The sequence below is a fragment of the Streptomyces sp. NPDC046122 genome (genome assembly GCF_056429965.1).
Map to the genome: position 1 here is coordinate 298,330 of NZ_JBWKLQ010000003.1, position 12,024 is coordinate 310,353.

Consider the following 12,024-nt stretch of genomic DNA (forward strand, 5'->3'; position numbering starts at 1 on the left):
GCGCCTGACGCGTCCCGCCGTACGCCCCGGCGTACGGGCCGCCCCGGTCCGCCTTCGCGCGGGCCGGGGCGGACCCGTGTCCACCGGCCTCAGACCTGGGTGTCGCCCGGCGTCAACTCGCGTACGCGGCCAGCCAGTTCCCGCTGGAAGAAGTCCATGAAACCGTCCGGGTCGGGGCCCGCGTTCTGCATGACCAGCCGGTCGAAGCCCGCGTCGACGAACGGCTGCGCCACCTCGACGTACCGGGCCGGATCCGTGCCGCAGGCGAACTTCTGGAGGATGTCCTCCTCCCGCACCGTCGTGGTCGCCGCGTCGAAGTTGACCGGGTTGGGCAGCTCGCTCATGACCTTCCACCCGGTCACCGCCCAGCGCGAGGTCTCCAGTGCGGCCTTGGCGGCGGTGCGCTCGTCGGCCGCCCAGGCCATCGGGACCTCCGCGTAGCGCGGGCCGTCGCCGCCCGCCTCGCGGTACTGCCGCACGATGTCCGGCTTGTCCTCGGTGGCGAACAGGCCGTCGCCGAGCTCCGCGGCGATCCGCGTCGATGCCGGGCCGCTCGCCGCCACCGCGATCAGCGGCAGTTCCTCGGGCAGGTCGAACACCCGGGCGTCCGCCAGCCGCAGGTGCTTGCCGTCGTACGACTGGTAGCCGCCGCGCCACAGCAGCCGGATGATCTCCAGGGCCTCGCGGAGCATCTCGTGGCGCGTGCTGACGGCGTCGGGGAACCCCACGCCGACGACGTGCTCGTTGAGCCGCTCGCCGGAGCCGACGCCGAGGACGAACCGCCCGTCCGACAGCAGGGCGAGCGTCGCCGCGGCCTGCGCGACGATCGCCGGGTGGTAGCGCACGGTCGGGCACGTCACACCGGTCGCCAGGCCGATTCGCGAGGTCTTCGCCGCGATGCTTCCCAGGACGCTCCAGGCGAACGGCGAATGGCCCTGGTTGTCGAGCCAGGGATGGTAGTGGTCGCTGATCTCGACGAAGTCGAAACCCGCCTGCTCCGCCAGCACCGCCTGCCGCACCAGCTCCGCCGGGCCGAAGGCCTCGGCGGCGAGCTTGTAGCCGATCTGCATCTGCTCCCCTTCCTCACGTGTCCTCGCGCTGTCCTCGCGCACCAACCGGTCGTCCGCGCAGAGGTACCCCCTCCGTCGGGGGTGCGCCCCGGCTTTCACCCGGTCGGTCCTCTCCCGGGAAGCGGAGCGCGGCCCGGCGGCGGCCGGGCAATCGGATGACGCCGGTCCGGTGACGCCGTGGCGCGTTGGCCGCCGTCCCCGGGCGGGCGTAGGAAGTGGGAGGGAGCCGGCCCGGGGTGGCGAAGCCCCGGGCGGCTCTCTTCGCCATGAGGCACGAGGATGGGAAGACGAGACGTGACAACAGCCAGAGAGATCATGACCCCCGGCACCGAGTGCATCGGAGCGGACGAGACGGTGCTGGTCGCCGCCCGGAAGATGACGGAACTGGGCGTGGGCGCCCTGCCCATCTGCGGCACCGACAACAAGCTCAAGGGCATGCTGACCGACCGCGACATCGTCGTGAAGGTCCTGGGCGCCGGCAAGGACCCCGCGCAGACCAACGCAGGCGAACTCGCGCAGGGCGAGGCGGTGACCATCGGCGCCGACGACGACGCCGACGAGATCCTGCGGACCATGACCTCGCACAAGGTCCGCCGGCTGCCCGTCATCGACGGGCACGACCTGGTCGGCATCGTCGCGCAGGCCGACGTCGCCCGCGCGCTTCCCGACCCGCAGGTGGGCGACCTCCTCCAGGCGCTGTCCACGGACTGACCGGCGGCCGCCCGCACGGGCCCGCACACGACCGGGCCGGACGCGTCGCCTCGCGTCCGGCCCGGTCGTGTGCGGCCCGCACGGCGCGGTCTCAGGACTGCTTGCCCCGGCCCGACAGGGCGTCGCGCATCCGGTCCACGAGTCCCGCCCCCGGAGCCAGCAGCTTGTTCGCCGGCGGCTTGTCGGGAGCGGAGGGGTGCGGACGAGTCGGCGCCGTCTTCTTGGCCTGCCGCACCTTCTCGCCCAGCTCGTTCAGCATCTCGGGCGTGCACGCCTCGCGGAGCCGGGGGAAGAGGTTGTTCTCCTCGTCCAGGACGTGCGTCCTGATCTCCGTCATCAGCTTGCCCACCAGCATGTCGAACTGCGGATCGTCCGCCTCGTAGTTCTCCAGGTCCTTCATGGTCCGCTCGGCCTCGGCGTGGTCCTCCAGCTCCTTGTCGGCCAGCGCGTCACCGCCCGGGACGTGCTCGCGGACCGCCGGGTAGAGGTACGCCTCCTCCGCGACCGAGTGGCGGACCAGTTCCATCGTCGCCTGGTCCGCGTACACCTTCCGTTGGCTGTCGCCGGCCGGAAGCTCCTCGATGTTGGTGAACAGCTCCTCCACCTCCTGATGGTCCGTGGTCAGTTCCGTGATGACGTCTCCGCCGTGTCCCATGGTGTCGCTCCTCGCTGTGTTTGGTGTGACCCGGGCCACGGCCTCGTCGTGACCCGTGCCCTTTCCCCGCCGGAAAGCGGGGGGTAGCGTTCCGGTCTTCGAACCCGACGTATTCGGACGGCCCGGACATGCCCGCAGATCTCTCCCCGCTGATAGCGGCGACCGCGCAGTGGCTCACCCGCGCCTACCCGTCGGGCGGCGGCGCGATGGACTCCGCTCTCTGCGAGGCGCAGGCCCGGCAGGCGGTGACGGTCGCCGCGTGGCTGCGCTATCCGACCCCGATGGACGCCGCGCTCGTCGCGGTGGCCGGCCCCGGGGGATCGGACCGGCTCGACTGGGTCACCGGGTCCGAAGGCGCCGGTGACGACCCCGACTCGTACGCGTGGCGCACCTGGGTCGACGAAATCGTGGCGAGCTGGGCGGCGTGCCTGCTCGGCGCCCCCGCGCTGGCCGAGGCCGCGGTGAGCGCGCTCGCACAGTCACCGCACACGTCCGGTACGCCGGTCGGGTTCCGGCGCCTGCTCACCCCCGGCGCCCGCGACCGGCGGGCCGCGGTGCTGCTGCGCCACCCCGACCTGCTCGCGCCCGTGGCCGACCTCCACCACGGCCTGCTCCTCGACCGCCTGAAGCCCGGGCCGGCGCTGATCGCCTGAGACCCGGGCCGACGCGGACCGGCGGGCACGCCGGCCCGGTGGGGGCGGTCTACTTGCCGACTTCCTTGTTGATCGCAGCGGGGGAGTCGTACTCCTTCTCCGGCAGGGACTTGAGGGCCTCCTTGACCTCGCGGCCGGCACCGTTCTTCTCCGCCTTCTCGAGGATCTGCTCCTTCGAGGCGGGGTAGCTGACGCCGCCGAGGGACTTCTGCATTTCGATCGGGTTCACCTTCATGGGCCGATACATGCCACGCCCCGCCGGGCACGCATGCCTCCCACCGGTCCTGTCACCGCTATGGAGCACAGCCGCCGGGGGCCGCCCGTCAGTCCCGGCGCCGCAGCGGGCCCCAGACGCCCTCCTGCCGGGCGACCTCCGCGGCGGCCTCCTCGATCACCCGGCGGTCGATCCGGCCGACCGGCTCCACGTCCCCGACCAGCGGCTCGTTGTCCGGACCGCGGCCCCTCTCACGCCCGCGCAGCACCCAGGGGTGCACGTCCGGGCCCTTCTCGCGCGGCAGGTGCGAGTAGTCGTGGAGCCGGCGGGCCACCCACACGTGCACCGGCCGGTCCTCCCACCACGCCTCCACGTCGAGCGGGTTCGCGCTCAGGCCCGGCATGGGCACGCCCGTCAGTTCGTCCCTGCTGGACACCGACGGCAGGTCCGCCGCGGGGCCGCGCGACCAGCGCACGTACAGGTGATCGCCGCGCTCGACGAGTCGGGCCAGGTCGTCGAGGGTGCGCAGCAGGGGCAGATCCTCCGGAGTGCTCATGTCCGTACACATTCCTCACCACGCGCGCTTGTCACGGCAGAGAAGCGCGGGCACTCCCGTGGGCGGCGGGGAAACGGGCGCCCGCCTCCGCGCTCCTCACGTTCCGTGGCTCACCCGGCTGCACTACATCACCGCGCCGTCCGCCCCACGAGGGCCGACGCTGATCGGAGGTTCAGCCCCTCGGGTCGGAGGAGATCGAAATGAACGCCGCTTTCTCGCGCGACTGGGAACACGCCGTCGTCACCGGCGGTGCCGGTTTCGTCGGTTCGCATCTGTGCACCGCACTGCTGGACGCGGGCGCGGCAGTCACCTGTGTGGACGACTTCAGCACCGGCCGGCCCGAGAACATATCCGAGCTGCTCGACCGACCCGGCTTCACGCTGGTCGAGCAGAACGTCTCGGAACCGTTCGACGTCGCCCGGCAGCCCGACCTGGTCCTGCACTTCGCTTCCCCCGCCTCGCCCGCCGACTACCTGCGGCTGCCGCTGCACACCATGGAGGTCGGCAGCCTCGGCACCCGCAACGCCCTGGCCCTCGCGCACCGCGCCGGAGCCCGCTTCCTGCTCGCCTCCACGTCCGAGGTCTACGGCGACCCCCAGCAGCACCCGCAGAACGAGCGGTACTGGGGCAACGTCAACCCGGTCGGCCCGCGCAGCGTGTACGACGAGGCCAAGCGGTTCGGCGAGGCCCTGACCACCGCCGAGGCCGACGCCCAGGGCACCGACACCGGCATCGTGCGGCTGTTCAACACCTACGGGCCCCGCATGCGCGGCTACGACGGCCGCGCCGTGCCGACGTTCATCCGCCAGGCGCTCGCCGGCGAGCCGCTCACCGTCACCGGTGACGGACTGCAGACCCGGTCGCTGTGCTACGTCGACGACACCGTGCGCGGCATCCTCGCGGCGGCGGCCCACGGCATGCGCGGCCCCGTCAACATCGGCAACCCCACCGAGATCACCATGCTCGAACTGGCGCGGCTCGTCATCGAGCTCACCGGATCCCGCTCCGAGATCTCCTTCATCGAACGGCCGACGGACGACCCCGCCGTGCGCTGCCCGGACATCACCCTGGCCCACGACAAGCTCGAATGGGAGCCGCGGGTTCCCGCCGAAGAAGGGCTGCGACGCACCATCGCCTGGTACCGCGCCCACCCGGACAGCTGATCCGGCCGAACGCCCTCCCCGCCGCGCGCCCCGGCGCGGCCCGCCTTCGCCCCGATTCGCCGAAAGGCCTGGGACCCCCATGCGCATCCTCGGAATCAACGCTCTCTTCCACGACCCCGCCGCCGCCCTGGTCATCGACGGCCGGACCGTAGCCGCGGCGGAGGAGGAGCGGTTCTCCCGGCGCAAGCACGGCAAACGACCGGTGCCCTTCTCCGCCTGGGAACTGCCGGAGCAGGCCGCCGCCTGGTGCCTGAAGCGCGCGAACCTGCGCCCGCAGGACCTCGACGCGGTGGCCTACTCCTTCGACCCGGAACTCGCCAGGGCCGCCGAGGCGATGGGCCTGGACGACCCCTGGGACCACCTGCGGCTGACGTACGCCCGGCAGGCCCCGGCGTTCCTCAAGGCCGCCCTGCCCGGTCTCGACCCCGCCGTCGTCCGGTTCGTACCGCACCACATGGCACACGCCGCGTCGAGCGCGTTCGCCGCCTCGGACGCGCAGACGTCGTCGGTGCTGGTCCTCGACGGCCGGGGGGAGCGCGCCTCCCACCTCGCGGCCCGCCGGATCAAGGGGCGCCTGGAGGCGCTGCACGCGCAGGACCTGCCGCACTCGCTCGGACTGGTCTACGAGGAGCTGACCGAGCACCTCGGCTTCCTGCGCTCCTCCGACGAGTTCAAGGTCATGGCGCTCGCCTCGCACGGCACCCCGCGCATGCTGCCCGAGCTGCGCCGCTACGTGTATCCCACCGGCGACGGCGGCTTCCACGCCACCGGGGTCCCCTGGAGCGAACTGTGCGCGCCGCGCGGCGCCGACGAGGCGTGGACGCAGGACCACGCGGACGTCGCGGCCAGCGCGCAGGCCGTCCTGGAGGAGACCCTGCTGGACCTCGTGCGCTGGCTGCACGGCAAGACGCACGACAGCCTGCTGACCCTCGCCGGCGGCGTCGCGCTCAACTGCGTCGCCAACTCCCGGATCGCCCGCGAGGGCCCCTTCTCCCGCGTGTGGGTGCAGCCCGCCGCCGGCGACGCCGGCACCGCGCTGGGCAGCGCCCTGCTGCTCGCCGCCGGCGCCGGGGACGACCCGGAGCCGATGGCCGGCGCGGACCTCGGCCGGGACTGGTCGGACGCGGAACTCCTGGCCTGGCTGAAGACGGCGGCAGTGCCGTTCGACCGGCCGCCGGACATCGCCGCGACCGTGGCCCGGGCCCTCGCGGACAACGCGATCGTCGCCTGGTTCCAGGGCCGCTCGGAGTACGGCCCCAGGGCGCTGGGCCACCGTTCGCTGCTGGCCCACCCCGGCCACGCGGGCAACCTGGAGCGGCTGAACGACGTCAAGGGGCGCGAGCAGTTCCGGCCGGTCGCCCCCATGGTGCTGGCCGACCGCGCCGCCGAGATCTTCGACGGCCCCGTGCCGAGCCCGTACATGCTGTTCGTCCACGACGTGGTGCAGGAGTGGCGCGGGCGCATCCCGGCCGTCGTGCACGTGGACGGCACCGCCCGCATCCAGACCGTGGACCCGGCGACCGAGCCGCTGGTCGCCCGGATGCTCGGCGAGTTCGAACGGCTCACCGGTCTGCCCGTGGTCGTCAACACCAGCCTCAACACGGCGGGCAGGCCCATGGTCGACGACCCGCGCGACGCGCTGGAGTGCTTCGGCTCCTCGCCGGTGGACCTCCTGGCCATCGGCCCGTACGCGATCCGGCGCGGCGAGTTCTTCCACTCGTCGGACACGTACGACGACGGGGCGGTGCGATGACGGCGTACGGAGAGGAGACGGCGGCCACGGCGTACGCGGTGGTGATCCCGACGATCGGACGCCGCAGCCTGAACGCGTGCCTGCGGGCCCTCGCCGCCGGGACGGGCCCGAAGCCCGCGCAGGTGGTCCTGGTCGACGACCGCCGCGAGACCGGCGGCCTGCCCCTGCCGGTCGTCGTCCCCGAGGCGCTGCGGCCCGTCACCACCGTGGTGGCCGGCCGGGCGCGCGGGCCGGCGGCGGCGCGCAACAGGGGCTGGCGCGAGGCTGGACCCGTGCCGTGGGCGGTCTTCCTGGACGACGACGTCGTGCCGGGCCCGACGTGGGCCGAGGACCTCGCGGCGGATTTGGCGGCGGCGACGTACCGGACGGCCGCGGTCACCGCGCGCATCGAGGTCCCGCTGCCGCCGGACCGCCGGCCCACCGACTGGGAACGCAACACGGCGGGGCTGGCCACGGCGCGGTGGATCACCGCGGACATGGCGTACCGCAGGGAGGCGCTCGAAGCCGTCGGCGGCTTCGACGAACGGTTCCGCAGGGCCTTCCGCGAGGACGCGGACCTCGCCCTGCGGGTCCTGGCGGCGGGCTGGACGGTGGACGCGGGAAAGCGCACCACGGTCCACCCGGTCCGCCGTGCCGACCGCATGATCTCCGTACGCCTCCAGCGGGGCAACGCCGACGACGTCCTGATGAACCGGCGGCACGGCCGCGACTGGTGGACGCGCGCGGACGCGCCGCGGGGGCGCCTGCCCCGCCACCTCGCGGTGACGGGCGCCGCGCTGACGGCCCTGTCCTGCGCCGTCGCCGGACGGCGGGGCGCGGCCGCCCTGTGCGCCGCCGGGTGGCTGGCCGGTACGGCGGAGTTCGCCCGGGCCCGGATCGCACCGGGGCCGCGCACCCGCGACGAGGTCGCCACGATGGTCCTGACCAGCCTCCTCATCCCGCCGGCCGCCACCTGGCACTGGCTGCGCGGCCACGCCAAGTACCACCGGGCCCTGCCGCTCGGCCCCCACGAGGCGGCGGCCCCGCCGCGCGCCCCGCGCGAGCCGGTACAGGTACGGGTGGGGCCGTGACCCGCCACCCCACGGCGGCTCCGCCGGAACCCGCGAGCGGCCCCTGGCTGTTCGACGGCCCGCCGTCCGCCGGCCGGCGCCCCGCGCCGGGCCGGCCCGGCGCCGGCGGGCTCCCGGATCCGCGCGCGGACGGCCCCGGCGACGCCCCCCGGGCCGCGCCGGGCTCCGATCGCGCGGCGGCTCCCGCCGCCGGGCCCCCGCGTCCGCCGCTGCCGGGAGGCGAGGGCGGCGGGCTTCTCGAGGCGGTGCTCTTCGACCGGGACGGCACGCTCGTCGTCGACGTGCCGTACAACGGGGACCCGGCCCGGGTGGAGCTCATGCCGTCGGCGCGGGAGGCCGTCGACGCCGTGCGGGCGCTCGGGATCCCGGTGGGCGTGGTGAGCAACCAGTCGGGGGTCGCCCGCGGACTGCTGACCAGGCGTCAGGTGGAAGCCGTGCGGCAGCGGGTGGAGGCGCTCCTCGGGCCGTTCGCGGTCTGGGCGGTCTGCCCGCACGGGCCTGAGGACGGCTGCGGCTGCCGCAAGCCCGCGCCCGGCCTGGTGCTGGCCGCCTGCGCCCGGCTCGGCGTGTCCCCCGCGCGCGCGGTCGTCGTCGGGGACATCGGGGCCGACATGGGCGCGGCCGCCGCCGCCGGCGCGCGCGGCGTGCTGGTGCCGACCCCCGTCACCCGTCCCGAGGAGACCGCCGCGGCCGCCGAGACGGCCGCCGACCTGCCGGCGGCCGTGCGGCTCGTACTGGCCACCGACGCGGCCGGCCGGACGGGAGGCCCGCGATGACCGCGCCCCGAACGCTGGTCGTCCGCCTGGACAGCGCCGGCGACGTGCTGCTCGCCGGACCGGCCGTCCGGGCCGTCGCGGCCGGATCCTCGTACACCGCCCTGCTCTGCGGGCCGCTGGGCGTACAGGCGGCGGGGCTGCTCCCGGGCGTCGACGAGGTGCTGGTGTACGACGCGCCCTGGGTCGGGCTGGATCCCGCGCCCGTGACGCGCGAGGACACCGGCGCGCTGCTGGAGGAGCTGACGGCCCGCCGCTTCGACCGCGCCCTCGTGCTCGTCTCGTACCACCAGAGCCCCCTCCCGGCCGCCCTGCTGCTGAAACTCGCGGGCGTGGGCCGGATCGCCGCCGACAGCGAGGACTACCCCGGCGCGCTCCTCGACCTGAGGCACCACCGGCTGCCCCACCGCCACGAGGCCGAGGCCGCCCTCGACCTGGCGCGGGACGCCGGCTTCCCCCTGCCGCCCGGCGACGACGGGACCCTGCGCATCAGCCCCCCGCCGCCCACCGCCCACCTGACCGGACCCGGCCCGTACGTCGTGCTCCACCCCGGCGCCGCCGTCCCGGCCCGCGCCTGGAGCGCCGCGCGGGCCGCACGGGCCGCCGCCGCCCTCTCCGCCGCGGGCCACCGCGTCGTGGTGACCGGCGGCCGCGCGGAGAAGGACCTGACCGCCGAAGTGGCGGGGCGGCACGCCCTCGACCTCGGCGGGGTCACCGACCTGCACCAGCTGGCCGGGGTGCTCGCCGGAGCCCGCGTCGCGGTGGTCGGCAACACCGGCCCCGCCCACCTGGCCGCCGCCGTCGGCACGCCCGTGGCCTCCCTGTTCGCGCCGGTCGTGCCGGCCGAACGGTGGGGCCCGTACGGCGTGCCCCACGTACTGCTCGGCGACCAGGGCGCGCCGTGCGCCGGGACCAGGGCCCGGCGCTGCCCGGCGCCGGGACACCCCTGCCTCGACGGGGTCGCCGACGCGGAGGTGCTCGCCGCCGTGGCCGCACTCGGCGGCGGGACACCGCCCGAAGCGGGCCGCCCGGCGGTGCCGGGCGGCGTATCCGAGAAGGAACGAGGAGGAGCGACCGCATGAACATCCTGCTGTGGCACGTACACGGTTCCTGGACCACGGCGTTCGTCCAGGGACCGCACACCTATCTCGTTCCCGTGACCCCCGCCCGGGATCCCGACGGCCTCGGCCGGGCCCGCACCTTCACCTGGCCCGACTCCGTGCGCGAGCTGACACCCGAGGAGCTGCGGGACGCGCAGGTCGACCTCGTCGTCCTCCAGCGGCCGCACGAGCTGGAACTCGCCGAACGCTGGCTGGGCGGGCGCCGCCCGGGCCGTGACGTACCCGCCGTGTACCTGGAGCACAACGCCCCGGACGGCGACGTTCCGAATACCCGGCACCCGTTCGCGGACCGCGACGACCTCACGCTCGTCCACGTCACCCACTTCAACCGGCTGTTCTGGGACAACGGCTCCACGCGCACCGAGGTGATCGAGCACGGCATCGTCGACCCCGGGCACCAGTACACCGGCTGGCTCCCGCGCGCCGCCGTCGTCGTCAACGACCCGGTCCGACGCGGCCGTTACACCGGGACGGACCTGCTGCCGGCCCTGTCCGAGGCGACGCCGCTGGACGTCTTCGGCATGCGCACCGAGGGCCTGGCCGCACACCTCGGCATATCCGACGACCGGTGCCACACCGCCGACCTTCCGCAGAGCGACCTGCACGCCGCCCTCGCCGAACGCCGCCTGTACGTGCACCCGGTGCGCTGGACGTCGCTCGGGCTGTCGCTGCTGGAGGCCATGCACCTTGGCATGCCCGTCGTGGCACTCGCCACCACCGAGGCGGTCGAGGCGGTCCCGCCCGGCGCCGGAACGCTGTCCACCCGGCCCGAGGTGCTCGCACGCGCGGCCCGGCACTACCTGGAGGAACCGGAGGCCGCGGCCGAGGACGGCGCGCGCGGCCGCCAGGCCGTACTCGAACGGTACGGGCTCAAGCGCTTCCTGGGTGACTGGGAGCGCGTGATGACGGAGGTGCGTTCATGACATCCCTCGCCCCCCTCGGCGCGGGCGTCGGCCAGGCCGGCGCCTTGTCGATCGCGCTCGTATCGGAGCACGCCAGCCCCCTCGCGGTCCTCGGCGGAGTGGACGCCGGCGGCCAGAACGTCCATGTCGCGCGCCTTGCGGGCGCACTCGCCGACCGAGGTCACAGCGTCACCGTCTTCACCCGGCGGGACGCGCGGGACCTGCCGGACAGGGTGCCACTGCGAGCGGGCGTCGAGGTGCACCACGTGCCCGCCGGCCCGCCGGAACAGATCCCCAAGGACGAACTGCTGCCCCACATGCTCTCCTTCGGCCGCTACCTGGCCCGCGAATGGCAGATCCGGCCCCCGGACCTCGTCCACTCGCACTTCTGGATGTCGGGCCTCGCCGCGCTCCACGCCACACGCGAACTGCGGCTGCCGCTCGTGCACACCTTCCACGCGCTCGGAACGGTGAAGCGCCGGCACCAGAGGCGCGCCGACACCAGCCCGCCCGCGCGGATCGCGTGCGAACGGGAGGTGGGCCTCGGCTGCGACCGCATCATCGCCACCTGCCACGACGAGGTCGCCGAGCTGGGCCGGATGGGCATCCCCGCCGACAAGGTCGGCGTCGTCCCGTGCGGCGTCGACACCGCCGAGTTCACCCCGTGCGGACCGGTCGCCGACCGCGACGGGGCGTACCGGCACCGGCTGATCCAGCTCGGCCGCCTGGTGCCCCGCAAGGGCGCCGGGATCTCCATCGCCGCGCTGAGCAGCCTGCCCGGCACCGAGCTCCTGGTCGTCGGCGGACCGCCGGCGGACCGGCTCGACGACGACCCCGAGGTACGCCGGCTGCGCGCCCTCGCCCGCGAGGCCGGAGTCGCCGACCGTGTCCGCTTCACCGGCGGGGTGCCCGGCGACAAGGTCGCGCCGCTGCTGCGGACCGCCGACGTGGTGCTGTGCCCCGGCGACTACGAGCCGTTCGGCATCGTGCCGCTGGAGGCGATGGCCTGCGGCAGGCCGGTCGTCGCCAGCGGCGTCGGCGGGCAGCTCGACACTGTCTGCGACCCCGCCACCGGCCGGCTGGTGCCGCCCGGCGACCCCGAGGCCCTCGCCCGCGCGGTCGGAGAACTGCTCGACGACCCCGCGCTGCGGGAGGCGTGCGGGGAGGCGGGCCGCCGCCGGGTGCTGAGCCGCTACGGCTGGCCGCGCGTCGCGGCGTCCACCGAGTCCGTGTACGGCGAGGTGCTCGCGACGCTGCCCGCCGTGACGGGGGCCGTCTGACCCGTGAGCCCACCGGCGCACAGCGACCGTCGCGTATCCGACCGTCATCCGCGCAGCACCGATGTCCGAAGGAGGTGCGGGTCCGGCCGTCGTCCCCCGGACG

The 12,024-nt window shown here is 74.8% G+C and carries 13 protein-coding genes; 9 read left to right on the forward strand and 4 right to left on the reverse strand.

Features of this window, described 5'->3' with window-relative positions:
• Positions 1-89: 89 nt before the first annotated feature.
• On the reverse strand, positions 90-1,070 hold the full coding sequence (locus AC07FK_RS10650) for a TIGR03557 family F420-dependent LLM class oxidoreductase (protein ID WP_479104955.1): 981 nt from the start codon (positions 1,068-1,070) through the stop codon (positions 90-92).
• Positions 1,071-1,364: 294 nt separating this feature from the next.
• Between AC07FK_RS10650 and AC07FK_RS10655 the strand changes: the two genes are divergently transcribed.
• On the forward strand, positions 1,365-1,781 hold the full coding sequence (locus AC07FK_RS10655) for a CBS domain-containing protein (protein ID WP_453405256.1): 417 nt from the start codon (positions 1,365-1,367) through the stop codon (positions 1,779-1,781).
• A gap of 91 nt (positions 1,782-1,872) precedes the next feature.
• Here the strand turns inward: AC07FK_RS10655 and AC07FK_RS10660 are convergent, their stop codons facing one another.
• Positions 1,873-2,436 (reverse strand): hemerythrin domain-containing protein, encoded by a 564-nt coding sequence (locus AC07FK_RS10660; protein ID WP_479104400.1) that lies wholly within the window; start codon positions 2,434-2,436, stop codon positions 1,873-1,875.
• A 128-nt stretch (positions 2,437-2,564) separates the two neighbouring features.
• On the opposite strand from AC07FK_RS10660, the gene AC07FK_RS10665 reads away from it, so the two are divergent.
• Positions 2,565-3,089, forward strand: coding sequence for a hypothetical protein (locus AC07FK_RS10665; protein ID WP_479104401.1), 525 nt, complete (start codon positions 2,565-2,567; stop codon positions 3,087-3,089).
• Positions 3,090-3,138: 49 nt separating this feature from the next.
• Here the strand turns inward: AC07FK_RS10665 and AC07FK_RS10670 are convergent, their stop codons facing one another.
• Positions 3,139-3,324, reverse strand: coding sequence for a DUF2795 domain-containing protein (locus AC07FK_RS10670; RefSeq protein ID WP_479104403.1), 186 nt, complete (start codon positions 3,322-3,324; stop codon positions 3,139-3,141).
• Positions 3,325-3,412: 88 nt separating this feature from the next.
• Positions 3,413-3,859 carry a DUF6098 family protein gene (locus AC07FK_RS10675; protein ID WP_479104405.1) on the reverse strand — a complete coding sequence of 149 codons (447 nt, stop codon included), beginning with the start codon at positions 3,857-3,859 and terminating at the stop codon, positions 3,413-3,415.
• Positions 3,860-4,059: 200 nt separating this feature from the next.
• Between AC07FK_RS10675 and AC07FK_RS10680 the strand changes: the two genes are divergently transcribed.
• From AC07FK_RS10680 to AC07FK_RS10710, 7 genes are all read left to right on the forward strand, one after another.
• Entirely contained in the window at positions 4,060-5,022 is a 963-nt protein-coding gene (locus tag AC07FK_RS10680; RefSeq protein ID WP_479104407.1) for a UDP-glucuronic acid decarboxylase family protein, read from the forward strand.
• Between the two features lie 79 nt (positions 5,023-5,101).
• Positions 5,102-6,775, forward strand: coding sequence for a carbamoyltransferase family protein (locus AC07FK_RS10685; RefSeq protein ID WP_479104409.1), 1,674 nt, complete (start codon positions 5,102-5,104; stop codon positions 6,773-6,775).
• On the forward strand, positions 6,772-7,845 hold the full coding sequence (locus AC07FK_RS10690) for a glycosyltransferase family 2 protein (protein WP_479104411.1): 1,074 nt from the start codon (positions 6,772-6,774) through the stop codon (positions 7,843-7,845). The genes AC07FK_RS10685 and AC07FK_RS10690 overlap by 4 nt, the downstream gene beginning before the upstream one ends.
• A complete protein-coding gene (locus tag AC07FK_RS10695) occupies positions 7,842-8,621 on the forward strand; it encodes a D-glycero-alpha-D-manno-heptose-1,7-bisphosphate 7-phosphatase (RefSeq protein ID WP_479104413.1) in 780 nt (259 codons plus the stop codon). The genes AC07FK_RS10690 and AC07FK_RS10695 overlap by 4 nt, the downstream gene beginning before the upstream one ends.
• On the forward strand, positions 8,618-9,700 hold the full coding sequence (locus tag AC07FK_RS10700; RefSeq protein WP_479104415.1) for a glycosyltransferase family 9 protein: 1,083 nt from the start codon (positions 8,618-8,620) through the stop codon (positions 9,698-9,700). The genes AC07FK_RS10695 and AC07FK_RS10700 overlap by 4 nt, the downstream gene beginning before the upstream one ends.
• Complete coding sequence (locus AC07FK_RS10705; RefSeq protein WP_479104417.1) at positions 9,697-10,662, forward strand: glycosyltransferase; 966 nt, start codon at positions 9,697-9,699, stop codon at positions 10,660-10,662. Before AC07FK_RS10700 ends, AC07FK_RS10705 begins: the two co-directional genes overlap by 4 nt.
• Entirely contained in the window at positions 10,659-11,921 is a 1,263-nt protein-coding gene (locus tag AC07FK_RS10710) for a glycosyltransferase (protein WP_479104418.1), read from the forward strand. Before AC07FK_RS10705 ends, AC07FK_RS10710 begins: the two co-directional genes overlap by 4 nt.
• Positions 11,922-12,024: the final 103 nt, after the last annotated feature.